The following is a 25,384-nucleotide window of genomic DNA, read 5'->3' as shown; positions in this document are numbered from 1 at the left end:
GAGGTCATACCGGCCGTATTCAGCTGAACACCTCCGGCTGATGACAACTGGGAAATCACTCGCTGCATGACCGGGACAGGCATCCGCCGGCCCTTATTACTGAGAACTAAGGTAAGCGAAAATGTTGATCCGATGCTTCTTCTGGGACCTGTTGGTGCTGACCTGAACGCTCATGTCACATACAGCCGCTCGCCTCGTTGATGCCGAGGGCGGTGATGGGCACCGTCGCACCGATCGGTATCTGTCTTAATACAGTTATCGAAGTGACAAAATTGAAAACCGGGGCCGCATACAGTATCGTAAGAGACCACAGATTAGAACTAGTCTAAATAACGATAGCTTACCGTGCCTTCTCGTTTCTCCACTCTAATTGTCTTCGTCGTCTTATTGCTGGCTGGAAGTAGTACGGCATATGCCCAGCAAGGGACAATCACTGGAACCGTCGTCGAAGAGGAAACAGGCGAGCCCCTCCCGGCCGTGAACGTCGGGATCGTCGATACGCCGCTCGGTGCCGCAACCGGCAATGACGGGCAGTTTACGATCACGGACGTCCCCGTTGGGACGTACACGGTCCGCGCAAGTCTCGTCGGATATTCCACGACGGAGCGTTCCCTTCGTGTCGAGACGAGCGAGACGACGACGCTGCAGATTCAACTGTCCAAAGAGTCTGTCGAATTGAGCGAGATCCGCGTGACGGGGCGGCGCGGCGGCTACGTTGCCAGCGACGTGTCCAGCGTAACCAAGATTGGCGCGCCTCTCTCGGAAACGCCACAGTCCGTTTCGGTGATCACGCGCGACCAGCTCGCTGCTCGGGGTCTCGACCGGCTATCCGAGGCGCTCCGGTACACACCGGGCACGCAGGGCGAGACGTTCGGGTTTGAACCGCGCACGTTCTTCCTCCGCTTTCGCGGGTTCGACGCTACGACATCAGGACTCTACCGCAATGGACTTCAGTTGCGGAATCCGTCGTTTGCCGTCGGCTACAGCCCGGAGCCCTATGGCGCTGAGCGCGTGGAGGTCCCGCGAGGCCCGGCCTCGGTTCTGTACGGAGCAGGCAGCCTGGGCGGGCTGGTCAACTTCATCTCAAAGCGCCCGACCCAGCAGCCGTTTGGAGAGGTTGTCGTTGAACCCGGCACGTATAACCGCTGGCAGGGACAACTCGACCTGAGCGGCCCGATCGGTACAGACGGGACGTTTTCCTACCGGCTGACGGGTCTGGTTCGAGAAGCGGATACGCAGGTTGACAACATTCCCAACGATCGCATCTTCGTCGCTCCCGCATTTAGCTGGCAGCCGACGGACGCAACCAAGCTGACCCTCCTCGGGCGGTACCAGAACGATGAGACGCGGCCCTCGCAGCGACTCCCGGTCTCGGGCACGCTGGAGTCGAACCCGAACGGCACGATCCCCGTCAACCGGTATCTCGGTGAGCCGGGCGTCGACCAGTACGACCGGGAGCAGTGGTCGGCCGGCTACCTGTTCCAGCACACATTCAACGACACGTGGCGCGTCGACCAGAAGCTTCGCTACTATTCCGTGGACGTCGATGATGTGACCGTCTTCGGCAGCGCGGCCGGGCTCGCCAACGACGAACGGACACTCAGCCGGTCACTCTTTGAAAGCTTCGGCGACCTCGACGGCCTCGCCATCGATAACCAGCTGCAGGCGAACCTGACGACCGGGCCGGCGGATCACACGTTCCTCCTCGGCGCAGACATTCAGCGCATCACGGTCGGCTCGAAGCAGAATTTCGGGAGCGCGCCGTCCATCGACGTCTTCGACCCGACGTACGGTCAAGCCATCGCGGATCCTGCACCGTTCGCTGACAACGACATCACGCAGCGCCAGATCGGCGTCTATCTCCAGGAGCAGGCGACGCTCTACGACCGCCTGATCTTTACGCTCAATGGGCGAATGGACTGGGCACGGACGGAGACGGTCATGAACCTGTCCGATAGTGAGATGGAGCAAAGCGACCGCAAGTTTAGCGGTCGGGCCGGACTCGTGTACACGTCGCAGATCGGCCTGAACCCGTACGCCAGCTACTCACAGTCCTTCCTTCCCCAGCTTGGCACCGATGCGAACGGAGAGCCGTTCGATCCCGCCCTCGGCGAACAGTGGGAGGTCGGCGCCAAGTACCAGCCGCCCGGACGAAACAGCTTCCTGACCGTTGCGCTCTTCGACCTCACCCGTCAGAACTTCCTCCAGGTCGACCCGCAATCGTTTCAGCAGGTACAGACGGGTGAAGCGAACTCTCAGGGTATCGAGGTGGAAGGCGTCGCCAGCCTTGGCGTCGGTCTCGACCTCACGCTCAGCTACACGCGACAGGCTGTTGAGATCACCGAAAGTGTCGTGGCGGCAGAAGAAGGCGAGCGGCCTGTGCAAGTCCGCGAGCAGATGGGCTCCTTCTGGGCAGATTACACGCTTCAGGAAGGACCACTGCAGGGGCTTGGCGTCGGTGGCGGCGTTCGGTATCTTGGACCGAGCTTCGGAGACGTTCCCAACACCCTGGAGGCACCGTCCGTCACACTGGTGGACGCGACCGTTCACTACGACTGGAACGGGGTTCGCTTTCAGGTCAATGCGGATAACGTGTTCGACAACGAGTACGTCGCCTCAACCTTCGTGAGCGGAGCGCAGGACTACGCTACCTATGGCGCAGCGCGCACGATCACGGCTCGCCTTCGCTACCGCTGGTAGCCCGGCTACCATACCCACCTTTTTCTCGCACCGTCGGTTCTCACCCGAACTCTCTAGCATGACCGCCGCTTTCCTCGGTCTCACATACATCGCGGCCGCTCTGTGCTATGCGGCTTCGCCGTCGACGTCCTCCTCCATCGTTTTTGCCCCAGCGACCCCGGGGCAGGGGGAACGTCGCGGCGTACGGTCGCCACGCTGGATGCATCGAGGCGGTCTGGCTCTGCTTGGCCTGAGCGGACTCGGGTTCGCGGTGATCTATCCCGTCGGTGCCGGGCTTCTGGTGTGGCTTTCTGCGGTGATGATGTCGCTGTCGCTGCTGGTGATTGCTGCCCCTCTTGCGAGCAGCTTTGTGAAGGTCAGTTCAGCACTCGCCCTCGTGATCGCTGTGATCGGCACGTGGCTCTGATGCAGTTGCCTTTTCTTTTTGTTTCTATCGCCTGCATGTCGCACGCAAGGCCCCTATTCCAATGAAGTATGACTGGACCACTGCAGAAGCCTTCGGGCGGGGAAGTGCTTCTCTTCTCGCAAGCTCGGCCCTCTTTGTGGCCTTCTCCTATCTGTGTGTCACCGCACTGCCGGTTGCCCATAGCACCGGGATGGCGATCGGCATCATGGCCGGATTTCCTCTGTGGGTGGGCGCAGGCTGCTATGCCGTTCTCGCTCGGACGTCCGTGCGGGCCTGGGTGGTTCTCGCTGGAGCGACTCTCCTTCTGAGCGCTTGGGCGTTTCTCAGCATCCATTTTCTGTAGGCCGTATCTCTTGTCGTCCTCACCCTTACGCTCCCGACGTTTCTCAATGCCGAAGCTTCCATCTCGGGCATATAAACTGTTGTGGGATGCCCACTCCGCCGCGGGCATCGTCATTGGCCTGGCCCTGTTTGTCATTTTTGCGACCGGCGCCCTGCTTCTGTACCGCGGGGAGATCCGTCAATGGGAGGAACCGTCCCTTCGACATACGCCTGGCGAGTCGCAATCGCTCACGACCCTGACGCAGCCGGTTCTTGACTCGCTCAGCCGCGGCGATGGGGATCCGTCCTACGTATACATGACGCTGCCGGGCGCGGAGCATGCAAACCTCTACATGTATCTGACCGGCGGGACCGTGGGTGCTTCGCACGACGTGTGGGTCAACCCGACTACCGGAGCCTGGGTATCCAATCCGGACGAAGGAGCGGTGACACGACTCCTATACTACCTCCACTTCTTCTTTCAGCTCGGCACGTGGGGCCTGTATCTTAGCGGATTCGTCGCGCTACTGGGTCTGCTTGCCGTCACCACGGGCACCGCCGTTCATATCGATCGGCTCGTGAAGGACTTTCTGCAGTTCCGCCCCACGAAGAAGTTGCGCGTTGCCTGGGCCGACGCGCACAAAGTCCTCGGGACCATCGGACTGCCCTTTCAGACGATGTACGTCTTCACGGGGGCCTACTTTGGACTCGTGGGACTGATCGCCCTTCCGTACGCCTCGCTTCTCTTTGGGGGCAACGTGGGCGAGTTCTACCGGGAAGCCGGATACTACGCCCCGACGGTCACGGTCGACTCGGTCGCGACGGCGCAGCACTCGCCGCAACGACTGGACGAGCTTGCCACGCGCGCTGCAAGTGCATGGGACGACTTCACTCCCCAGACGATGATCCTGCATAGCGTCGACGAACCGGACGGGCGCGTCGAGGTGCTCGGCCGTACCGATGGGACAGTCTTCGGCGGAACCGGATCGGTTGTCTTCCACGCCCGCACCGGGGAGGTGCTTCTTCGGGAAGCTCCGAGCGAAGCCGGTGCGCTCAACGACGCCGTCCAGAGCATGGAGATGCTCCACTTCGCCGAGTTTGGGGGACAGGCGCTCAAGCTTCTCTTCTTCCTCCTCGGCATCGCCTCCTGCAGCGTGATATTGACGGGCAACCTGACGTGGCTGGAGGTGCGCCGCGCAAAGAACCGTTGGATCCACCGCATGCTCGCCCGCCTGACCGCCGGCGTCGCAACCGGAATGCTGCCGGCACTGGCCCTACTGTTTCTCACCGACCGCTGGCTTCCCGCCTCTGTGAGCCAGCCCGGGTGGTGGGTGAATGCGGTCTTCTTCGGCACATGGGTTTTGTTCGTGGTCTATGCCCTTCTGCAGCCCATCGTGGCACGTTCTCACCGCCGCCTCCTCCAGGTGGGCGGAGGACTGTGGCTCCTCGTCCCCATCGCCAACGGATGGACGACGGGGGCGTGGATCTGGGACGCATGGGCCGCCGGGCAGTGGGCCGTCGTGGGCGTCGACGTCGGATCTCTCCTCGGCGGCGTCGCAGCGATCGCACTGGCCATCTGCATTCGCGTCGACGATCGTCAGGACGACCCTGAGCAGGTAGACACGTCGAAAACGAACAATCAGAACGTAAGCGCCAAAGCCTCCTCCTCTCCTCAGCCCACTCTCCGACCGGAGGATCTCTTCTCCAACAGCGCGACAGCCTCCCCCTCCGACGAAGAACGATCCTGAGGTCACATTCCCGAGGAGGCCCGCAGTCCAACGCTGCAAGAACCGAGACGAAAACAGAAACCCCCACTCGAACAGACGTTCGGGCGGGGGTTTCGTGTGTGGAGCTAAGGAGATTCGAACTCCTGACCTCTGCAGTGCGATTGCAGCGCTCTACCAACTGAGCTATAGCCCCATCTGGATCGTCTCCGCGGTGGGCGGAGCGTCGTCATAAGTCGGCTGTGCAAACGCTGCCTCTTTTCCCCTGTTCCGGCACGCATCCGCACCGGCCACGCCGACGCCGTGAGAAATCAATGAACGGGGGCACCACCCGCGGAAAGCTGCACCAGCAGGTAGGTCTTGACGAGCCGGTAAGATCCTCGCGCGGACAGGCACCTCTGACCCCCACTGTCGTTGCGCTCTCTGCCCACGTCAAGGACCGACTTGCACACGATGAGTCACCAGAAAGGCAATCTCCCGACAAAGACCTGCCCGGTCTGTAACCGCGAGTTCAAGTGGCGAAAGAAATGGGAAGACGACTGGGAAAACGTCAAGTACTGCTCCCAGCGCTGCCGCCGCAACAAGAACCGCGACCACGTCCCCTGGCGAAAAGAAGTGAAAGGCTGATAACCTGTTTGGCGGACAGCCTTCGGCGATCTAAAGGTACGGACCTCCCGGTGGTCGGTCCTCCCGACGTTCGTAGCACGAGGATTAGCTGTTCTCGCGCACCGGTGTCTGCGGCGTCATCGCGAAAGGATCCCAACAGGCCTCCGATAGAAATGAACGGTCATGCGTATATTCCCGCGATCCATCCGCCAAACAGGTTCTGAAAGTATGGAAGTATGAAGGTCTTTCTCTTCGCTACGAGACCGCCCCCCCGAACATTCACACCTCCAAACATCCACACGTCCATACTTACAAGCTATGTCCACGGCCATCGTCTGGCACCGGAACGACCTTCGCATTCGCGATCATGAGGCGCTGTCGTATGCAGCGGAGCACCACGATGTGGTGATCCCGGTCTACTGCTTCGACCCGCGACACTTCGCGACGACGATGTTCGATCTGCCGAAGACGGGGGCGATCCGCGCTCGTTTTCTCCGGGAGAGCGTTGCCGACCTGCGGGAGTCACTCAAGGGTCTGGGTGCGGACCTCGTGGTGCGCCATGCGAAACCGGAGGACGTGCTGCCCGAGCTGGTCCGCGAGACGAGTGCGACGGACGTGTACATGTTCGAGGAGGTGGGCACGGAGGAAAAGGAGGTCGAGAACGCGGTTGAGGAGGCCCTCCGCAACACCAACGCACAGCCGGCCTACTTCTGGGGGAAGACGCTCTACCACCTGGACGATGCGCCGTTCGAGAGCGCGGACGACGTGCCGGACGTGTTCACGCCGTTCCGGAAGAAGCTGCAGAAGCAGTCGGAGGTGCGCCCGACAATCGATCCGCCGGAGACGCTCGCCCCCCTGCCGGAGGACCTGGATCCCGGCACCATACCGACAAATGAGGATCTCGGGGTCGAGGGCAACGCGACGGCCGACGAGCGGGGCGTGCTCCCCTGGAAGGGCGGCGAGACGCGCGGCCTCGACCGCATTCAGCAATACATCTGGCGCGACGATCACCTGAAGGAATACAAGGCGACGCGCAACGGCCTGCTGGGCGAAGGCTACTCGTCGAAGTTCAGCCCGTGGCTCGCGCACGGCTGCATTACGCCGCGACAGATCTACGAGGAGGTCCAGCGCTACGAGGACCGGCGCGTCAGCAATAAGTCGACCTACTGGATGGTCTTCGAGCTCATCTGGCGCGACTTCTTCACGTACGTCACCTGGAAGGCCGGGCCGAAGCTGTTCCACCCCGGCGGACTCAACGACAACGACATCGACTGGACCTACCACGACGAGTCGTTCGAGAAGTGGGCGACGGCGACAACGGGCATCCCGTTCATTGACGCCAACATGCGTGAGCTCAATACGACGGGCTTCATGTCGAACCGCGGCCGGCAGAACGTCGCCAGTATGCTTTCCCAGAGCCTGAAGCTCGACTGGCGCATGGGCGCGGCGTACTTCGAGTCACGATTGGTCGACTACGATGTCGCCAGCAACTGGGGCAACTGGGCATACAACTCCCGCGTCGGCAATGACCCGCGCTCCCGCTACTTCAACATCGTCAAACAGGCGCAGCGCTACGACTCCGACGGCGACTACGTCCGCCACTGGCTGCCCGAGCTATCCGACGTGCCGGATCAATACATCCACGAGCCGCACACGATGAGCCGCGAGGAACAGAAAGAGTACGGCTGCATCATTGGCGCCGACTACCCCGAGCCGTATGTCGACCTGGAGAAAACCTACGAGCGCATCCGAGGAGAACGGTGATCCGTTCGGTGTGGACATCTGGAGGTTTGGATGTGTGGATGTGTTAGCGTATGGACGTGTGAACGTAGGAACGTTAATTTTGCGGACCGTGGATTTTCCCAGAACCATCGTGCCGAACGCCAGAGTTATGGATCAAGAGCGTATTCTCCTCCCCCACAGCGCATACCTCATCCCCCGATTGCTATTCCCCGAGCCTTCCTGCAGCGACGAAGAAGTCGTCCTGGCGCCAGGCGCAGTCGACGTCGCGAAAGCCGGCGCGCTCCATGGCTTTGAGCTGGGCGAAGAGCGGGAGTGTGCCGACGTGATCGCCGACGAAGCAGTGTCCGCCAGAGACCAAACCGTCGGCGATGCTGCGAAAGAGAAGTTCATAGCGAGACTCGGCCTCCGCACGCTCAACGTCGTGTCCGACAATGGCGTGGAGGGCAAGGGAGGCAATGACCACATCGTACGGCCCACCGGGGATTGCTTCACCGTCGGTATCGATCGTTGTCTGCAGCACCTCGACGTCAAGCGTAAGCGGATCCACCTTTTCCCGCGCGACCGAGAGCAGGTCGGGGTCCTCGTCCAGGAGCGTGATGTGGACCTCTGGGTACGCGCTCAACACGGTCACCGCGCCGTTGCCCGTGCCACAGGCCAGGTCACAAACCCGCGTCCCTGCCGGCAGAGGTGGCAGAGCATCCCGCAACTCTTCGAGCATCGGCAGCGCCAGCGGCATACGGCGCTCCAGGTGAAGATCATACCACCGACCGTCACTCCAGAATCCCCCACCGCGACGGACATGAGAGGACCAGTTCGGAATAGACATAAGACGTCGAGATGAAGTGACAGTGACAGGACTTCCCAATCGCGCTCACAAGCTTCAGGGCAGACATCTAAAGCTTTCAGAACTCTTTCGGCAGGAAAACCTGCGTCCTGCACGCCTGAAGGCATTCGGGTTAGCAGTCTCCTCGAGGAAAAGGACCTAATTTCAGCGCCCGAATCGAGCAGTAGCACTCGCATCAAGCCTCTTTTCCCCCATTCCCCCATTCCCTCTTTCTCTCCCTCACCCTTACCCCTTGCTCCCCCTCCCCATCTCGCCTACGCGGCAGAGCGACGCTTGAAAATGCCGCGCTCGTTGACATGGCCGACGTAGCGACCGAGAATGGTTACCTCTTCGAAGACATCGGGGTGGATGTGGATGTCGTCGTACTCCGGATTGCAGGGCTCGAGCCGGAGGCCGTTTTTGTCATGGTACACGCGCTTCAGTGACGTCTCCCCGTTGTAGAGCACGGCCCCGATTCCACCCTCAGGGATGTCGTCGTCGATGAGAAGCACGTAGTCGCCATCGCGAATGTCGGCGCCCTGCATCGACTGACCGGAGACGCGAATCGCGAAGAGGCGATCGATGTTGGGGAAGATCATGTCGAGCGTGATCGTGCCCAGATCCGCCTCGACGGCCTCCTGCAGCGTACCGGCAGAGATGATGCCCCGAACCGGGATGCCGGTGTCCTCCTCGTCGTCCCGATGCTTTGGAGCCAGGTGGTATCCCTGACTGTCGCGGACAAGATGCTTCTTCCGGTGCAGCGCCTTCAGATTCTGCGTGACACTGTTCGGGGAGCGGTACCCGAAGTGATCGATAATCTCCCGATACGTCGGCCACACCTCATGCTCCTGGGTGTGATCGATCAGGAACTGCAGAAACTCGTGCTGCTTGGCGGTGAGTTTTTTTCGACCCATGGGTTGACGGCGTGATCTGTCGCACGACTCGGCGAACGGAATGGCCGGCCCAGAAGCCGACCGCTGCCCAAACCGACAAGAGACAAAAAACCGGCCTCTGGCGGCGTTGCAGCCCGGAACATATGATCCACACAGTAAGAGTAGCCACCCCACCGCAAAAGGTCAAGCGCGTCTCCTTCGGAGGGTTCAAAGTTCAGTGTTCAAGGTTCAGAGTTGGGGATAGTGCTGGGCCGCTTCGAATCATCGCTGTAACCCGTTTCTCGTTTCGCTCGCCTCTCTTGCTCCCAAACCTCGACACGTTCACACCTCCAAACGTCCACACTTCACCCCTCTCTCCCCTTCACCCTTTCGCCCTCTCCTCTCTCGCTCTCACACCCACACACTCTCATACTTCCATACCTTCAAACGTCCAAACCTCATCCCCCAGACTTCAGCTGGGCGATGACGTCGCGGCTGCGGGTCGGGTACGCGGACTCGAAGTGGAACTCCATGTATTCGGCGACGAGCCGGTGGACGCGCGCTCGGGTCTGCTCGTCCAGGTCCATGCGGAGGATGACGTCGATGTCGGCTCGAGCGAGAATAGCGAATGCTCGAAGTGCGGCGCGAGAGGCTGTTCGGGCGTGACTCGGGCGGGCGGTCCGTGGGTACACCCCGCCGTTCGCCAGCGACAGGATCCCGCCGGCATCGGTCACGGCCTCGACGTTCTCGCGGTCGATCGATGGTGCAACACCGAGCGCACGAGCGATGCGTAACTGCACGAAGGGCCACAGGTTGTCGATCCGCTCCTCGGCCCGGTTAAGTGCATCCAGGGCCTGTAGGACGAGGGCGAAGACGGACGGCTGACGGTCCTCTTCTTCCATGAGCGCATCGACGAGCTCCACGATGCGTAACCCGATCGTGATCTTTTCAAGGCGGCGATTCAGGTCGTGGAACGCGGTGACGTGGCTGCTCTCGGTCAACATCTGCAGCGTCCGCGTCGGCTTGTAATAGTACACGACCTGCGTGTACGCCATCGGCTGGAGCGTCGACCCGAACGAGCTCTTCGTCCGACGCGCGCCCTTCGCCATTACACTGATCTTGCCCTGCTTTCTCGTGAACAGCGTCACGATCCGGCTGGTCTCGCTGTAGTCCATGCCCCGCAAAACGATGGCCTGACTCCGAATGATGTCACGCTTGGCCATGGGTCATTACACGATATAGAATGGCGAATGCACGAGCGCTCGTTTTAACTGCGCAAGCAAGCCGTAGAGACACATCTGTTTTGAGGTAACCAGCCTTCCACGGACCAGCGTTCCAATCACACCGGCGTCAGGGAGCACAAACCCCATCGAGACTCGCCCCGATGTTATGATACCGGGCCTCGATGTGTCTAGATAAAGGAGCACGCACGATAACATTATCCTACTCGTGCTCCGCCCTCCCGCTCCAACTGGCCTCCCATGCACTGGCTTCACCTCCTTCAACAGCGGCTCGCCATCACCCGACGCGAAGCCCTGGCGATTCTGTCGGTTCTCGCCCTCTTCTTCACCGGACTGGTCATCCAGTACGTTCAGAAGCAGAACGTTCCCCCGGTCGACCGAAGCCTCCTTCTTACGGATTCGCTGGATGCTGCGGACACGACCGCGGCACTCACAGCCGAGGCGAATCTCACGGAATCCGGCACCTCCGGGCCACCCGAGGAGGAGAACTTGCACGACTCGGATACAGTCGCTGAATCACCGGGCACGATTAACCTGAACACCGCTTCGTCAGCCGAACTTCAGTCGCTACCGGGGATCGGTCCGTCCCTGGCCGGCCGCGTGATCGCGTATCGGAAAAAGCGTCGGTTTACAAGCGTCGAGCAGCTGACGGCCGTACGAGGCATTGGCCCGAAAACGCTTGAGGACGTTCGTCCGCTCATCGTCGTGGATACGCCATAAACGATCGGCCCTCTGACTCAGTGATCCGATGCCTTATCTGCCGGCGTCTCTGGATCCGCCGGGGCCTGTGATCCGACATCCGAAAAAGCCCGTTCCGAGGGGGCTTGCTCCTGCTCCTTCTCCTCGTACTCCGATCGAATGTTCTCGATGTGCTCTGCGATCTGGTCGGGCGTCCATTTCTCTGCGACCTTCTCCTCCCGCTCCAAAAATCTCCACACGGGCACGAGTAGCGCGGCCGCCAGAATGCTGAATCCGATCAGCGTGGCCAGAATGATCGGAAGATATTTAGGGTCAAAAAGTACGCTGCCATCCATAGGCTTGCGCGGGGAAACCGCTGTATCCGTAAAAACAATCGCACACTGCGGCGCAGCGTACGGTTCAAAGCATAAACGACGGCGAGAAGCTTCCGTTCGTGCCTGTAGCGATGCGAACCAGAGCCACGGACGAATCCACCATGAATTGAGGCTTGTCTGATATGCTCCATTGTTAGTGGAGTAACATGTGGCGTGGATCCTGACAGGACGGTGCGGGTTTCGCCGTATGACGACGTAATCGGCCTGCATCTACCGGATCTATTTCCTACTTTCACTTATTGATTGCCGGTGATTCCGCGGTGCCGGCCGTCGATGCGATAACAACCTGTTTGGGGAAATATCTTCGGCGAACTCGAGGGCACCCGATTGCTCCGCCCCGAGCGATGCGACGTTGTAGATTGATCAACCAAGCAGGTTCTGCGCGCTTTCTCTCACTTGCCGCTTTTGCCTCGATGGAAACCACGAACGCACGAATTTTGATCGTTGAGGATGATCCTGAAGTCGGGACCGGCCTGGAAGACTTCTTCTCGATCAAAGGCTACGACGTGACCCGCGCCACCGACGGATCGGAAGCGATGCAGCAAATCACAACGCTTCCCCCGTACGACGTGGTGCTGCTCGACGTGATGCTTCCGGAGAAGGACGGCTTCGATGTGCTCCGTGAAGCGCGAAAGGCAGGGGTCGACTCCCCGGTCATCATGCTGACGGTCAAGGGACAGGACAAGCACAAGCTCCGGGGCTTCGACCTGGGCGCGGACGACTACGTCACGAAACCATTCAACGCAGAAGAGCTCGCGGCACGCGTCCGGGCCGTGCTCGAGCGGAGCCGCTCCTCGGAGGTGGACGACGACGCCTTCACATTCGGCGATGTCAAAGTCGACTTCGACACCCACACCGCCATTAAAGATGGAGAAGAGGTCGAGTTTACGTCGCTCGAGTTCGACATCCTGGAGTACTTCATCAACCACCGCGGTCGAACGGTGAGCCGGAAGCAGCTTCTACGCGACGTATGGGGAATCAGCGGCGACATCACGACCCGCACGATCGACCGCCACGTCGCGTCACTCCGCAAGAAAATCGAGCCGGACCCCACCGAGCCTCAGTTCATCGAGACGGTGTACGGCATCGGCTACAAGTTTGCGGGTTAACTCGTTGTCGCGGTTGAGTAAGAGCCTGCGTTTCTACCCATAAATAGCGTTCGAGCGAGCATCGGGATTTTTCCGGATGCTCGCTTTTTTCGTTTTCCACGCCACCAACTGACGCAGTGAAGGGGAACCGAAGCCCACCGGCAGCCGTGAGGCGCTCCCCTTCTCGGACACGCTTCCAGGAAGGCATCCACCTGCTTTTTCCCCGTAGCACCCTGACGCCCATGGCCAGCATCAAACGCGGCCAGCATATCGAGCTGGAGATCGAAAAGTTCGCCGACAAAGGAAAATCTCTCGCTCGTGTCGATGGTTATGTCGTCTTCGTCCACGGCGCGGTCCCCGGCGACCGCGTGAAGGCGTACGTCTTCAAGAAAAAGAAGAGCTATGCGGAGGCGAAGATCGACGAGGTCATCGAGCCCAGCGAACTCCGAACGGAGCCCCGCTGCCGGTACGCCGACGAGTGCGGCGGCTGCAAGTGGCAGCACGTCGAGTACGAAGCACAGCTCGAAGCCAAGCGACAGAGCGTCGAGGAGACGTTTGCCTATAACAGCGACTTTTCCGGCATCGAGGTGCCCCCGGTGATCGGCTGTGACTCGCCGTACCGGTACCGCAACAAGATGGACTTCGACTTCAGCGCCGACCGGTGGCTGACGTCGGCAGAAATCGACAGCGGGCAAGACTTCGACACCGACTTCGCGGTCGGCCTCCACGTGCCCGGCAATTTCTTTAAGGTGTTGGATCTGCAGGAATGCCACCTGCCGTCGGCCGTGACGCCGAAGCTACTGAATGGCATCCGGGATTTCGCGAAGGCACGCGACTGGAAGCCGTGGGACATCCGAAACCATACCGGCTTTCTCCGTCATCTCGTGATCCGCACGGGTGAGCACACCGGCGACGTGATGGTCAACCTCGTCACGAATGGCTACGACGAGGAGCGCATCGAAGCCGTCTCGTCCTTTCTGCAGGAGGAATTCCCCGAGGTGTCGACGTTCATCCACACCAACCATAAGGGCAAGTCGCAGAACCCGCAGGGCCGCGAGCGGACGATCTTTGGTTCGGGCGTCATCTACGACGTCATCGGCGGGTATCGCTTCGCAATCAGCCCCAGCGCCTTCTTCCAGACCAACACGACCCAGGCGGAGACGCTGTACGAGGTGGCGCGGGACTTTGCTGACCTCAAGCCGACCGACCGGGTCTACGACCTGTACTGCGGAGCAGGGACGATTTCCGTCTTCCTCTCGCAGCGCGTCGACAAGGTCATTGGCGTCGAAATGGTCGAGGCGGCTGTTGACAACGCCCGCACCAACGCGGCGATGAACAACATCCACAACTGCACCTTCCGCAGCGGCGACCTGAAGGATGTGTTCACGCCGTCCTTCATCGCCGAACACGGCCGACCGGACGTGGTGATCGCTGACCCGCCGCGCGCGGGCATGCACAAGAAGGTCGTCCAGCAGATTGCCGACCTCCATCCAGAGCGGTTCGTTTACGTGAGCTGCAACCCGCAGACGCAGGCGCGCGACCTCGACCTGCTGAAGGATTATTACCGCATCGACCGCGTCCAGCCGGTCGACATGTTCCCCCACACGCCGCACATCGAGAACGTCGTCCGCTGCACCCGGAAATGAAATGTGGGGATGGGGTAAAAAACACGCCGTATGGGCGCATTGCGATGCGCCCATACGATTGGTTTGAACAAATCCGTGCCCCCCAACCCCACAGCCCATACCCCACTTACGGTAGCCGGATGGTCTGCCCCGGTTCAACCTCCTCGTTCCCGTCCAGCAGGAAATCATTCGCCTGACGGACTTGGATGGCGTTGCCGGCGTCGCCATATTCCGCTTCGGAGATGCTCGCCAGCGTGTGGCCTTCTTCGACCCGGTGAAACGACACCTCCGGCTTCGTCTCCGCGTTCTGGACCATCAACGCGTCGTCATTGACGCGGGCAGTGCCCTTCACGTTGCCGGCGAGCAGAATGGCCGTCTCGCGCACAGCTTGCGACGGCGCCTCCCCGATAAGCGTGACCTCCTTGCCTTCGTCCATCACGAGAAAATCCTTAATCTGTCCGGAGACGACGTCCTCGATCCGTTTCTGAATCGCACGGGCACTACCGAAGGTCGTCTTGGCATTCAGGTCGACGCCGTACTCGCGGGGAAAGTCGAAGGTGGCCATGAGCTGGGAAGGTGGGTGACAAAAGTTCGATGCACGCGAATACCTACGGGCTGTGCGATCGGATGTGTCCGAGGGAAAACGGTGTGGAGGTTTGAGAACCTGTTTGGCGGACAGTCTCTGGTCTGCGACTTCGTGGATCTCGCCCTGTGCAGCTACTTCACTTGCCAAGTAGCTCCGCTACATGACTCGCCTGAGCGCTCCACACGGGCTTCGCCCACTGTGTTTACTGCGTCAGTCGCTTCGCTCGTGTCGGCTACCGATTCATCCACCAAACAGGTTCTGAAGGTATGGAAGTTTGAAGGTTCGGATGTGTGGATGTGTAAGCGCTCATGGTCCGGCGCGACGGTTCGATGTAAACACTTCGCCTTTCGCACTTCCCGCTTCGCAATTCCAGTCCCGAACCTTCCACGGCTCGGCGCTTACGCGATACGGTGTTTCTCCTGACCAATCCGTTCCCGCCCCGTGACCACCTACGCGCAGTACGAGTCGATGTCCGCCTCCAAAGGCAGTGATGACCTGTCCGGCACCGCATTCGTCACCGGAGGCACCGGATTCGTGGGAAGTCACCTCGTCGAAGAGCTCCTGCGTCGCGGGGTCTCCGAGATCCGCTGCCTCGTCCGATCGGAGCCGAAGTGGTTGGATGAGATCCGAGCAAAAGCCCCGGACCGCATCACGTACGTGCGGGGCGAGCTGTCGAATATCGAGATGCTGTGGGAGGCTCTCGATGGCGTCGACCGCGTCTATCATGTCGGCGGGCGGACGCGGGCCCGAACGTACGACGCCCTGCAGGAGGCCAACGTCAAGGCCACGATGAACCTGCTTGGCGCAGTCAAGCATGCCGCACCGAACGTCGATCGCGTGCTGGTAACGAGCAGTCTGGCGGCGGTCGGTCGGTGCGAAGCGGACGTGGCCACCGAGGACATGCCGCTGCAGCCGGTCAGCCGCTACGGGCGGAGCAAGGCCGAGATGGAGCAGGCGATCCGGAGCGCCCACCAGATGACGGAGTCGTACGCGGACGTGCTCCCAATCACCATCGTGCGTCCGCCGGCCGTGTACGGACCCCGGGATCGGGATATCCTGCAGTTCTTTCAGTCCGTCCAGCGCCACATCTGCCCCGTTGCGGGTCCCGCGTCGAAACCCGCGGTGAGCCTGGTGCACGTGAAGGACCTCGCCCGGGGCATGGTCGACTCCGCCATGCACGAGGACGCCGAAGGCGAGACCTACTTCATCGGGAGCGAGCGCGCGTACTCGTGGAACGACGTCAAAGACGCCGCCACATCCGCCCTCGATACCTGGGCTCTCACCGTTCCGGTTCCCACGCCGCTCGTCGGCGCCGTAGGCGCGGCATCGGAGCTCTTCGGACGCCTCACCGGCGACTACCCCGCGCTCAATCGCGAGAAGACGAAGGAGATCCGACACGCCTGCACCATCTGCTCCAGCGACAAGGCAAAACGTGAAATCGGGTACCACCAACAGATCGACCTGGCAGACGGCGTCGCCAACACGATCGATTGGTACAAAGACCGAGGCTGGCTGTAAAACGCCCTAAGCTCATGTGCTCTCGTACTCTCATACCCTCACACTTCCAAACGTCCACACGTCCAAACCTCCGCACTTCCAGACCTCCCGGTCTTTTGAATTCTACATTCGGCTTCCGCCAATCGGAACCCGCCCGAATCCTTGCCCGCGATGCCTCGTAACGCATGGGTGCTGAAGCGGTCGTGATTGTTCCCTTTTTACGTCAAACCCCCGGTCCACTGTGAGCTCCCTCGGATTCAATACGGGCTACATTGAAGAGCTGTACAAGCAATACCAAGAGGATCCCAGCAGCGTAAGCGAAAGCTGGCGGGACTTCTTTGCTGATTACCACCCCGATGAGTCGTTCGTCGCGGCGACGCCAACGAAGGAAACGCCACCAAAAGGTGATGGTGAGACTGCGGCCGCCCCCTCTGCCCCCGATAAGCAGGCCAAGCCTGCCGAGGCAAAGCAGCCGACCGGGGATGGCGCCCCGATCACGCCGGCGTCCGCTCCAGCCGTTGCCGAGGACAAGGTCGAGGTGCAGGCGCTCCGTGGGCCGGCGGCGAAGATCGTCGAGAACATGGAGGACAGCCTCGGCGTCCCGACGGCGACCTCCGTTCGCCGCATGCCGGTGAAGCTTCTCCTCGAAAACCGGAAGCTGCTGAACGACTACCAGCGCCAGGTCGGTGGCGAGAAGGTGTCGTTCACGCACATCATCGCCTACGCGGTCGTGCAGGCGCTGAAAGAACAGCCGTCGCTGTACAGCACTTTCTCTCGAGACGAGGAGGGCACGCCGCAGCACATCATGCCGAAGCAGATCAACTTCGGTCTGGCGATCGACATCGAGCGGCGCGGCAAGCGCACGCTGATGGTGCCAAACATCAAGGACGCTGGGTCAATGAACTTCGCCCAGTTCCTCGGCACGTACAACGACCTGATCAACCGGACGCGGAACGGCAACCTCAAGATTTCAGACTTCGAGGGCACGACCGCGACGCTCACGAACCCGGGCATGATCGGCACGTCGATGAGTGTCGCGCGCCTCATGCCGGGACAGGGCGTCATCGTTGGTGCTGGCGCGATCGGCTACCCGCCGGAGTACCGCGGATACGCCGACAGCGTGGTGAGCAAAGCGGGTATTTCGCCGGTCATGACGCTCACGTCCACGTACGACCACCGCGTCATCCAGGGTGCGGAAAGCGGCGCGTTCCTCAACTACATTGAGGAGCAGCTCATGGGGCAGCACGACTTCTACAACCAGCTCTTCTCGGATCTGGGCGTGCCGTACCAACCGTTCCGCATGCTCAGCGACTCGACTCCGCAACTCGGTCAGCCCGGCCAGCAGAATGAGCTGGACATGACGGAGAAACAAGCGTCGGTCCTGCAGCTCATTCGCGCGTACCGCGTCCGCGGCCACTTGCAGGCGGACACGAACCCGCTCGGCTACGAGTGGCAATACCACACCGAGCTCGATCCCGCCACGTACGGCCTCACCGTCTGGGACCTCGACCGCGAGTTCATCACCGGCGGTCTGGGCGGAGAAGAACGCCTTCCCCTCCGCGAGATCCTGAAGGTCCTCCGCGAAGCCTACACGCGGAAGATCGGCACGGCCTTCATGCACCTCTCCGATCCGGAAGAGAAGAAGTGGATCCAGAGCCGCATCGAGCCGCAAAACGACGAGCCGACGCTCTCGAAAGAAGAGCGGCTTCGGATCATGCAGAAGCTCAACGCGGCGGAGTCGTTCGAGCGCTTCCTGCACACGAAGTATATCGGGCACAAGCGCTTCTCGCTGGAGGGTGGCGAGACGATGATTCCGATCGTCGACACCATCCTCTCCGACGCCGCCAATCAGGGGCTCGAGGAGGTCGTCATGGGCATGGCTCACCGGGGCCGCCTCAACGTGCTCGCCAATATTATCGGCAAGCCGTACGAGCAGATCTTCTCCGAGTTTGAGGGAAGCATCGACCCCAACACGACGCAGGGATCGGGCGACGTGAAGTACCACCTTGGCAACGAGGGCACCTTCACGTCGATGGACGGCGAAGACATCGACGTCACGCTCGCCTCCAACCCGAGCCACCTCGAGGCCGTCAACCCGACGGTGGAAGGCATGGTGCGCGCGAAGCAGAACCTGATGCGCGGCGACCACCCGTCCAACACGGACGGCGAGTACTACGACAAGGTCTTCCCGCTCCTCGTCCACGGCGACGCGGCGTTCCCGGGGCAGGGTGTGGTTGCAGAAACGCTCAACCTGAGCCAGCTCCGCGGCTACAAGACCGGCGGCACGGTCCACCTGGTCATCAACAACCAGATCGGCTTTACCACCGTCCCGGAAGACGCTCGCTCGTCGACATACGCGACGGATCTGGCACGTGCCATCGAGGCGCCGATCTTCCACGTCAACGGCGACGATCCCGAAGCCTGCGTACGCATCGCGCGCCTTGCCTTCGAATACCGGCAGCGCTTCAACAAGGATGTGGTCATCGACATGATGTGCTACCGCGTCCACGGCCACAACGAGGGCGACGAGCCGACCTTCACGCAGCCGCTCCTCTACGAGAAGATTGAGGAGAAGCGCTCGCCCCGCAAGCTCTACACGGAGCTCCTGCTCCGCCGCGGCGAACTGGAGCCGGACGAGGCCGAGCAGATGCTCGACGATTATCGCGACCGCCTGCAGGAGGCCTTCGACCGTACGAAGGATCTTGAGGAGAAGGACGCAGAGACGACGATCGAGCGCAAAGCACGCCGCAAGGCGGATGCCCGCCTCCCCGAGGTCGACACCCGGGCGAAGCGCGATCATCTTGAGCGCGTCGTCGATGCACTGACCAACCTGCCGGACGACTTCAACGTCCATCCCAAGCTGAAGCGTCAGTTCGCGAAGCGGGATGACCTCTTCTACGAGCAGGAACGGATCAACTGGGCGTTCTCTGAAATCCTCGCCTTCGGGTCGCTTCTTCAGGAAGGCACCAAGATCCGCCTGACCGGTCAGGACTCGCGACGCGCCACGTTCAGTCAGCGCCATGCTGTGCTGATCGATCAGGAGAACGGCGACGAGTACACCCCGGTCAATAATCTCTCGCCCGATCAGGCGCCTCTGTTGATTTACGATAGCCTGCTGTCGGAGTACGCCGTCCTCGGCTTCGAATACGGCTACTCAGTGGCCGACCCGTCGGCGCTCGTCATGTGGGAGGCGCAGTTCGGTGACTTCGCCAACGGCGCACAGATCATCTGGGACCAGTTCATCAGCGCCGCCGAGGAGAAATGGGGACAGACCTCCAGCCTCGTCGCACTGCTGCCGCACGGCTTCGAGGGTCAGGGACCGGAGCACTCCTCCGCCCGCCTCGAGCGCTTCCTGCAGCTCTGCGCCGAGCAGAACATGGTCGTCGCCAACTTCTCCACCCCGGCGAACTACTTCCATGCCCTTCGCCGCCAGGTCAAGCGCGACGTCAAGAAGCCGCTCATCGTCATGACGCCGAAGAGTCTTCTGCGTCACCCGATGTGCGTGTCGACGCCCGACGAACTCACGGACGGCGGCGTGCAGGAAGTCATCCCGGCTGAGACGGATCCGTCGACCACGGAGCGTCACCTCATCTGCAGCGGCAAGGTCTACTACGACCTCGTCAAGGAGCTTGAAAACCACGACGAGTTGCAGAACAAAGTGGCCATCACCCGGGTCGAGCAGTTCTATCCGTTCCCGGAAGAGGATCTCTGTGAGCAGCTTGAGCGCTACCAGGATGCGGAAACGTTCTGGGTCCAGGAAGAGCCGCAGAACATGGGCGCTTGGTCCTTCCTCCGCTGGCGCCTGGACGAGCTGCTGGCCGACATCCACGGCACGTGCGAGGAGCAGGTCCAGTACGTCGGACGCCCCGCCAGCGCCAGCCCGGCCACCGGCTCCGCCAAGGTGCATAAGCACGAGCAAGAGAAAGTGGTCATGGCCGCACTCGGCCTCGACGCCTAAACCGACGCTCAACATTCGAGTGGATGCTATGCCCGCTCTGGCTTCCGGCCGGGGCGGGCGTTTTAACGTTCACCCGTTGGAGCGTTGAAACGTTGCGGCGTTTCGGCGTTGGGCACTACAGCTCCGCGTCGAGTTGCCACGGAGGTACCCCGCTTTCTCTATCGACCGCCCCAATCGCTCTCCTCCCCCAATGCCCCACGGCTTCCCGGCTGTGGGGCGTTTTACGTGTTCACCGATGTGACTCAAGCGGTACGAGCTGCGAAAAATGGTTCGCAAACCTCCGCTCCGTCCCCGATTCGCCGAAATCGACTTCGCACCCAACGGGCTGTCACCTTCACAAAAACCATCCCCAGACAGCCCAGGCAGCTATTTATGGCTATGGCACACCGCTTGAAATACAGGTTCGCACATCCGAAGCGGATCGACGTGCCCGAGCAAGCTTCCACACGGCCATTTCAACCAGACCAAAAAATACAATGCACGACCTGGACCGCACGACCCTGGAGCACCCTGACGAATACGGAGAGTTGGAAATGGAATACGACGGAGACTACGACGAATTCGAGTTCGAATACGAGTCCGATCTGGATGCCATTCTTGACGAGGACGACGAAGACGACGAATTCGAGTACGAGTGGGAAGCGGATTACGACGACGAGGACGATGACGAGTTCGAATTTGAGTATGACTCCGACTACGACGAGTTCGAGTATGACATGCCGGGCCCCTTCGACGAACAGACGGAGATGGAGCTTGCCGCCGAGCTGCTGACCGTGCAAGATGACGAGGATATGGACCAGTTCCTCGGCACCATTGCATCTGCTCTGGCTCCTGTCGCGATCGGTGCAGCGAAAAAAATTCTGCCGAAAGCGGCCAAGTTCGCCGGCAAAGCCGTGAAGGGACTGTTCGGAGGAGGCAAACGGCGCCGACGAAGGAGACGAAGAAGGCGGAGACGCCGTCACCCGCACAGCCGTCGACGCACGTACCGGTCTCCTCGCCGCCGCTACCGTCGCCGACGCCCCTCTCCCGGCATCCAGCGGTACGGCCGTCGCTTCATGCGATCGCGCACAGGACGTGCTCTGACGCGCGGATTACGGTACACGGGACGACAGGTGCTCCCCGCACTCGGACGCGACATCGGCGGAGAGTTCTTCGGTCGCCGCGGTCGGCACTATGGAGGGCGATTCGGAAAGCTGGCTTCGGACGCATTCGGCCTCGAGCTCGAAGGTCTGAGCCCAGAAGATCAGGAGTTCGAAGTGGCCCGCCGCTACGTGAGACTGGCAGGCGAAGCCACGCGAGAAGCCATGGAGGCACCCAAAATGCTCCCCGCGAAAACGGTGGCGAAGCAGGCAATTAAGAAAGCCTCGGCGAAGCACGCTCCTGGGTTGGCGAAGAAGAACGGGGCGGACAAGGAGTTTTTCTTCTAGACCTGAGGAGGTGTCGCTTCTGTGCGTGAATGACGCATCGGACCCACCCGACGGTCGGGTACAGTCCGCCGGCCTGTTCTCCAATGCCTTCGCTTCCAATGCCTCGTCCGTCTACCCTTTCATCCCACGAGTTGCTTCGACAAGAAGCCCTTGCTCTGCTGGATCGGCTGTCGCGCGTGAAGCCGTTTGCGCTGCTGATGCCGATGACGCCCGCAGCTGCTCCCGGGCCGGTCACCCAGCAGGCGATCGAACGCTATCTCGTACAGGGTCGAAAACACCTGCGAAGACGTGTCGAGGAGTACCTGCGATGGCTCGACAGTCCAACGGGCCGACGAACGTCCGCCAATCGTGCACACGGGCGGTTCGTGCACCTGAAGCTGATGTTCAATCGCGTGCTGACGCAGTTCGATCTGTTTGCCGACGTACTGACGCAGCGAAGCGAACACGACCACGGCGCTCGTCTGGGAGGACTCGATACGGTCGCAGCCCGCGCGCTCGCTCTTCCAGGAGCTCCGTATCGCCCACCGCCCGTGCTGTGCTACCTCGACCGCGGACAGGGAGCGGCCATTCGGCGGGCCCGGACGCGCCTCCCCGGCGGTGGACGTAACCCTGTCGCGATTATTCGAGTACCGCGCGAACGGATGATCGGCAGTGGCATCGCGTCTTCCCTTCTCCACGAAGTCGGACATCAGGGGGCAGCCCTTCTGGACCTTGTGAGTTCGATTCGCTACGACCTGAACCGGCGATCCCGTTCAGAAGCCATCTGGATCTACTGGGAGCGGTGGATTTCCGAGATTATCGCTGATCTATGGGCGATCGCACAACTCGGCGTAGGCAGCACACTGGGGCTCATGGGGGTGGTGGCGCTACCGCGAGCGTTCGTTTTCCGATTGGGAGCAGACGACCCCCATCCACCGCCGTGGGTGCGCGTGCTGCTCAGTTGCGAGATGGGGCGGCAGCTCTTCCCGGACCCGCAGTGGGATCGGCTGGAGGCGTCATGGCACCGGTACTATCCGCTGCGGGAGGCACGAAAGCGAGAGCGAAATGTGTTCGCGGCCGTTCATCGGCACATGCCCACATTCGTTCGCGCTCTGCGGAGTCACCGGCCCGCGAGAATGAAGGGGCGAGCGCTTGAAACGCTATTCCCGGTACCCGAGCGACAGCCCAGACTGTTCCGCTCGCTCTGGCCCCGATGGCAAGGTGATGTCGAGCAAATGATCAGACACGACCCGTCCCTCGTGTTTGCCGTTCTCGGCCAGGCAAAAGCGGACGGGCGCATCAGCGCAGACGCCGAGGGACAACTCCTCGCGCGACTGCTCAACTACTGGGCCCTCCGCTCGACTCTCCACCCAGACCGAACCCGCCTGCCGAAGGAGATCCCGAAAGCACCTACCCACTAGCGACAATTTCGAGGACGTATCCAGGCCATTTTCCGTCTTTCAACCCAATCGAAACCCATGCCTGATCCTACCCCGACATATACAATCACGGGCTCGGTCTTCCTGCAGCCACAAGCGTTTCGCACCATCGAGTCCCGAGAGGAATCGATTACACCAGACACGCTTCCAGCGCTTCATCTTGCCGTCTTCGCAGCGGATGTACGGACTGCCGGTGTCGATAATGCACTCGCAACCGTCGCCCTAATTCCAGATACGGACTCGCAATCGACTGGAGACGATTCCTTCCGATTCGTCTTCGATGATTTTGTTATCCCAAACACCGCTCTTGCCGATCCGACCGTCACCCCGAGCGTGTTCTTCCGAATCTTTCCGAAGAAGAAGGATGGTACGTTTTCCGGTGCGCTGGCCCGATCCGACGAACAAGCCCAATCCAACGGCCGCTTCCCCGTCGTGATTTCCCCACTCCCCGGACGCGAGCTGTCCCGAACGGGCGATCGGTCCATTCCCCTCTACCAGGGAACCGGGGGAGAAGACGTCGTCGGACGAATCGAAGCAATCTTCCGGTCCGAGGGCGATGTCGAACTGGCTGAGGTGGCCCGGATCCAGGATCAAACCCTGTATGCCGACCCAGACATCATCGACAATCTCTCGGAGGAAACAAAAGACGTTCGGCTGACGCGACCCGAGGCCAACCCGACGAGGGACCAGGCGTTGTGGGTCGCAATCCGGCAACGCACAGACGGGTTACGATTTGGCGCCTACAAGGAGTTCATCGACCAGGTGTTTTGTGAGAACACGAATGACGGCCAGGTACCGAATGCCGTCACCGAAGAACTTCGACGCAAGCAAGACAAGCTAAAGTTTGGTCTCGTCACGACGGGGAATGTGGAGGCGTACAACCTACTTCGTGTCGCCACCGATGCGTTCCTCCTGCTCTTCGGATGTGGTGACATCACGATCGACACGGACGCTTACGAACAGGATCTCGCGGCTGAGAGCAGTCGTCTCCAACGATCCGCAAGCCACGAAGAGATTCGGCGTGAGCTAACGGACTACCTGACGACGTTTCTGGGCCGAGACCGGTTACCCTACATCCAGCAAGTCGTTACCACCAACTTCAGCGACGGCCTGAGTGATGCCTTTACGGAATCGCCGTTCTGCTATGGTATCTCGAACCCGGATCCGTGCATGATCGAGCTGATCTGGTCGTACTGGCACGAATCCGGTATGCTCGTTCAGGCGCTCAGCGCGATCAGTCTCCGATTCCAGAATAAGAGTCTGAGACAAAATGACCCGCTCGCTAACCTGACGCTCGACCCACTGCGCCCACTCAACAATCTGATCTGGGGGTTTGTGCAGAACGAGTTCCAGCGACTGTCGGTGTCGCGACGGGTGCATGAGTATGCACACCAGTACGGGCTGGCGCTCGAAGGCAAAGCCGTGCCTCAGATGCGGACCGCGGACAGTCGTGTTCACTTTCTGGAAGCCTTCCACAACCTGCTCCTTCGCTGCTCCCAGTTCTACATCGAGGACAACAACACGACCATCATCTCAGATGGCTTCGCCCTTCTGAATGCCCTGAAGGAAGTTCACATCTTGCTCGCTCAGGGAGCACATAATCAGTACGGCGACTTGCCCTGGACCGCGCGCTCAGAGATGATGACGATGCAGTATATGCTGAGCCGAGACGAGATGCGCGAGTTCCTGCGCGGACGTCCGATGGTGCCGTATCAGGAGGAATGGATGGGACAGGTGGACATCATGAACACGATGCAGGGCTGGACCGGCCTTCCCGTCAATCACTTCCGCGACCTCGGTGTGTACGGCGAGCAACTCTTGCTGTCCATCCGCCTGGGCGACTGGGTTCAGACGATCGATCAGGACCGGGCGAAGAACTGGGCTCGCTACTGGCGCTCGGAGGTGAAGAGCTACATCCACGCCTATCAGGCTCTGACCGGGATCGATCTGTCGGCCGCGCCCCCCAATGCGACCATCGCCAAGATGCGAACCGTGCAGCCCGCCAAGCTCATCCGTCGGCGAACCAACCAACTCCGGAAGGGGAACGGCACAAAGCGCATTCCGGGAGCCGTCCAGTCGGAGCTAACTCGTCAATCGTCGTCCAAGCGCCGGAGTCTTCGCTGAAGGATGACTTCATAACCGATCACCGTCTCGCAGAGGGCGAGGATCGAGATGACCTCGATTCTCGCCTCCCTTTCCCCAGCTTGCCAGCAGCCTTTGGATCCTGAGGCTACACATACTCGAATCCGTTTCGCTCAGCCGGTCGCTTCGCCATG

At 61.0% G+C, this 25,384-nt stretch carries 19 protein-coding genes and 1 tRNA gene; 14 read left to right on the top strand and 6 right to left on the bottom strand.

Annotated elements, in window-relative coordinates; genetic code table 11:
• Positions 1-345 precede the first annotated feature (345 nt).
• The 4 genes from CRI94_RS16170 (at position 346) to CRI94_RS16155 (ending at position 5,175) form a co-directional block, all read left to right on the top strand.
• Positions 346-2,700 carry a TonB-dependent siderophore receptor gene (locus CRI94_RS16170; protein WP_098078457.1) on the top strand — a complete coding sequence of 785 codons (2,355 nt, stop codon included), beginning with the start codon at positions 346-348 and terminating at the stop codon, positions 2,698-2,700.
• A gap of 58 nt (positions 2,701-2,758) precedes the next feature.
• On the top strand, positions 2,759-3,106 hold the full coding sequence (locus CRI94_RS16165) for a hypothetical protein (RefSeq protein ID WP_098078454.1): 348 nt from the start codon (positions 2,759-2,761) through the stop codon (positions 3,104-3,106).
• A gap of 61 nt (positions 3,107-3,167) precedes the next feature.
• A complete protein-coding gene (locus CRI94_RS16160) occupies positions 3,168-3,449 on the top strand; it encodes a hypothetical protein (RefSeq protein WP_098078450.1) in 282 nt (93 codons plus the stop codon).
• 46 nt (positions 3,450-3,495) lie between these two features.
• Positions 3,496-5,175, top strand: coding sequence for a PepSY-associated TM helix domain-containing protein (locus CRI94_RS16155; RefSeq protein ID WP_098078447.1), 1,680 nt, complete (start codon positions 3,496-3,498; stop codon positions 5,173-5,175).
• 99 nt (positions 5,176-5,274) lie between these two features.
• On the opposite strand, the gene CRI94_RS16150 is transcribed toward CRI94_RS16155, so the two are convergent.
• Positions 5,275-5,347, bottom strand: a tRNA-Ala gene (locus CRI94_RS16150).
• A 257-nt stretch (positions 5,348-5,604) separates the two neighbouring features.
• Here CRI94_RS16150 and CRI94_RS16145 point away from each other — a divergent pair.
• Both CRI94_RS16145 and CRI94_RS16140 read left to right on the top strand, forming a co-directional pair.
• Positions 5,605-5,778 carry a DUF2256 domain-containing protein gene (locus CRI94_RS16145; protein WP_098078443.1) on the top strand — a complete coding sequence of 58 codons (174 nt, stop codon included), beginning with the start codon at positions 5,605-5,607 and terminating at the stop codon, positions 5,776-5,778.
• A 297-nt stretch (positions 5,779-6,075) separates the two neighbouring features.
• Complete coding sequence (locus CRI94_RS16140) at positions 6,076-7,521, top strand: DASH family cryptochrome (RefSeq protein WP_098078440.1); 1,446 nt, start codon at positions 6,076-6,078, stop codon at positions 7,519-7,521.
• A gap of 181 nt (positions 7,522-7,702) precedes the next feature.
• Here the strand turns inward: CRI94_RS16140 and CRI94_RS16135 are convergent, their stop codons facing one another.
• The 3 genes from CRI94_RS16135 to recO form a co-directional block, all read right to left on the bottom strand.
• Complete coding sequence (locus CRI94_RS16135; protein WP_098078436.1) at positions 7,703-8,326, bottom strand: class I SAM-dependent methyltransferase; 624 nt, start codon at positions 8,324-8,326, stop codon at positions 7,703-7,705.
• A 272-nt stretch (positions 8,327-8,598) separates the two neighbouring features.
• Positions 8,599-9,237 carry a LexA family protein gene (locus tag CRI94_RS16130; RefSeq protein ID WP_098078431.1) on the bottom strand — a complete coding sequence of 213 codons (639 nt, stop codon included), beginning with the start codon at positions 9,235-9,237 and terminating at the stop codon, positions 8,599-8,601.
• A 416-nt stretch (positions 9,238-9,653) separates the two neighbouring features.
• Positions 9,654-10,418 carry a DNA repair protein RecO gene (gene recO / locus CRI94_RS16125; RefSeq protein WP_098078427.1) on the bottom strand — a complete coding sequence of 255 codons (765 nt, stop codon included), beginning with the start codon at positions 10,416-10,418 and terminating at the stop codon, positions 9,654-9,656.
• Positions 10,419-10,676: 258 nt separating this feature from the next.
• On the opposite strand from recO, the gene CRI94_RS16120 reads away from it, so the two are divergent.
• Positions 10,677-11,156: a ComEA family DNA-binding protein gene (locus CRI94_RS16120; RefSeq protein WP_098078422.1), complete on the top strand. Its 480-nt coding sequence runs from the start codon at positions 10,677-10,679 to the stop codon at positions 11,154-11,156.
• Positions 11,157-11,173: 17 nt separating this feature from the next.
• Here the strand turns inward: CRI94_RS16120 and CRI94_RS16115 are convergent, their stop codons facing one another.
• On the bottom strand, positions 11,174-11,470 hold the full coding sequence (locus CRI94_RS16115; protein WP_098078419.1) for a hypothetical protein: 297 nt from the start codon (positions 11,468-11,470) through the stop codon (positions 11,174-11,176).
• A gap of 452 nt (positions 11,471-11,922) precedes the next feature.
• On the opposite strand from CRI94_RS16115, the gene CRI94_RS16110 reads away from it, so the two are divergent.
• Together CRI94_RS16110 and rlmD are read left to right on the top strand one after the other, a co-directional pair.
• Positions 11,923-12,618, top strand: a complete 696-nt coding sequence (locus CRI94_RS16110) for a response regulator transcription factor (RefSeq protein WP_098078602.1) — start codon at positions 11,923-11,925, stop codon at positions 12,616-12,618.
• 221 nt (positions 12,619-12,839) lie between these two features.
• Entirely contained in the window at positions 12,840-14,243 is a 1,404-nt protein-coding gene (gene rlmD, locus CRI94_RS16105; protein WP_098078416.1) for a 23S rRNA (uracil(1939)-C(5))-methyltransferase RlmD, read from the top strand.
• Positions 14,244-14,349: 106 nt separating this feature from the next.
• Here rlmD and CRI94_RS16100 read toward each other — a convergent pair whose 3' ends face one another.
• Complete coding sequence (locus tag CRI94_RS16100) at positions 14,350-14,787, bottom strand: BON domain-containing protein (RefSeq protein ID WP_098078412.1); 438 nt, start codon at positions 14,785-14,787, stop codon at positions 14,350-14,352.
• Positions 14,788-15,249: 462 nt separating this feature from the next.
• On the opposite strand from CRI94_RS16100, the gene CRI94_RS16095 reads away from it, so the two are divergent.
• The 5 genes from CRI94_RS16095 (at position 15,250) to CRI94_RS16075 (ending at position 25,232) form a co-directional block, all read left to right on the top strand.
• Positions 15,250-16,326, top strand: a complete 1,077-nt coding sequence (locus CRI94_RS16095; RefSeq protein WP_245846232.1) for an NAD-dependent epimerase/dehydratase family protein — start codon at positions 15,250-15,252, stop codon at positions 16,324-16,326.
• 220 nt (positions 16,327-16,546) lie between these two features.
• Positions 16,547-20,263 (top strand): multifunctional oxoglutarate decarboxylase/oxoglutarate dehydrogenase thiamine pyrophosphate-binding subunit/dihydrolipoyllysine-residue succinyltransferase subunit, encoded by a 3,717-nt coding sequence (locus tag CRI94_RS16090; RefSeq protein WP_098078408.1) that lies wholly within the window; start codon positions 16,547-16,549, stop codon positions 20,261-20,263.
• Between the two features lie 476 nt (positions 20,264-20,739).
• Entirely contained in the window at positions 20,740-21,690 is a 951-nt protein-coding gene (locus CRI94_RS16085; protein WP_098078403.1) for a hypothetical protein, read from the top strand.
• A 98-nt stretch (positions 21,691-21,788) separates the two neighbouring features.
• The gene (locus tag CRI94_RS16080; protein WP_098078398.1) at positions 21,789-23,090 is read left to right on the top strand and encodes a hypothetical protein; all 1,302 of its coding nucleotides are present in this window, start codon (positions 21,789-21,791) and stop codon (positions 23,088-23,090) included.
• Between the two features lie 57 nt (positions 23,091-23,147).
• Entirely contained in the window at positions 23,148-25,232 is a 2,085-nt protein-coding gene (locus tag CRI94_RS16075) for a hypothetical protein (RefSeq protein WP_098078394.1), read from the top strand.
• Positions 25,233-25,384 lie beyond the last annotated feature (152 nt).

The sequence above is a fragment of the Longibacter salinarum genome (genome assembly GCF_002554795.1).
GTDB lineage: Bacteria > Bacteroidota > Rhodothermia > Rhodothermales > Salinibacteraceae > Longibacter > Longibacter salinarum.
This window is presented reverse-complemented; position numbering and strand designations above follow the sequence as displayed.

Excerpts from the sequence above, each read along its gene's own strand:
- CRI94_RS16075 (WP_098078394.1), top strand. The coding sequence starts at position 23,148 with ATGCCTGATCCTACCCCGACATATACAATCACGGGCTCGGTCTTCCTG.
- CRI94_RS16080 (WP_098078398.1), top strand. The coding sequence starts at position 21,789 with ATGCCTCGTCCGTCTACCCTTTCATCCCACGAGTTGCTTCGACAAGAA.
- CRI94_RS16130 (WP_098078431.1), bottom strand. The coding sequence starts at position 9,237 with ATGGGTCGAAAAAAACTCACCGCCAAGCAGCACGAGTTTCTGCAGTTC.
- CRI94_RS16145 (WP_098078443.1), top strand. The coding sequence starts at position 5,605 with ATGAGTCACCAGAAAGGCAATCTCCCGACAAAGACCTGCCCGGTCTGT.
- CRI94_RS16135 (WP_098078436.1), bottom strand. The coding sequence starts at position 8,326 with ATGTCTATTCCGAACTGGTCCTCTCATGTCCGTCGCGGTGGGGGATTC.
- CRI94_RS16115 (WP_098078419.1), bottom strand. The coding sequence starts at position 11,470 with ATGGATGGCAGCGTACTTTTTGACCCTAAATATCTTCCGATCATTCTG.
- recO (WP_098078427.1), bottom strand. The coding sequence starts at position 10,418 with ATGGCCAAGCGTGACATCATTCGGAGTCAGGCCATCGTTTTGCGGGGC.
- CRI94_RS16165 (WP_098078454.1), top strand. The coding sequence starts at position 2,759 with ATGACCGCCGCTTTCCTCGGTCTCACATACATCGCGGCCGCTCTGTGC.
- CRI94_RS16140 (WP_098078440.1), top strand. The coding sequence starts at position 6,076 with ATGTCCACGGCCATCGTCTGGCACCGGAACGACCTTCGCATTCGCGAT.
- CRI94_RS16110 (WP_098078602.1), top strand. The coding sequence starts at position 11,923 with ATGGAAACCACGAACGCACGAATTTTGATCGTTGAGGATGATCCTGAA.
- CRI94_RS16120 (WP_098078422.1), top strand. The coding sequence starts at position 10,677 with ATGCACTGGCTTCACCTCCTTCAACAGCGGCTCGCCATCACCCGACGC.
- CRI94_RS16155 (WP_098078447.1), top strand. The coding sequence starts at position 3,496 with ATGCCGAAGCTTCCATCTCGGGCATATAAACTGTTGTGGGATGCCCAC.
- CRI94_RS16160 (WP_098078450.1), top strand. The coding sequence starts at position 3,168 with ATGAAGTATGACTGGACCACTGCAGAAGCCTTCGGGCGGGGAAGTGCT.
- CRI94_RS16100 (WP_098078412.1), bottom strand. The coding sequence starts at position 14,787 with ATGGCCACCTTCGACTTTCCCCGCGAGTACGGCGTCGACCTGAATGCC.
- rlmD (WP_098078416.1), top strand. The coding sequence starts at position 12,840 with ATGGCCAGCATCAAACGCGGCCAGCATATCGAGCTGGAGATCGAAAAG.
- CRI94_RS16085 (WP_098078403.1), top strand. The coding sequence starts at position 20,740 with ATGCACGACCTGGACCGCACGACCCTGGAGCACCCTGACGAATACGGA.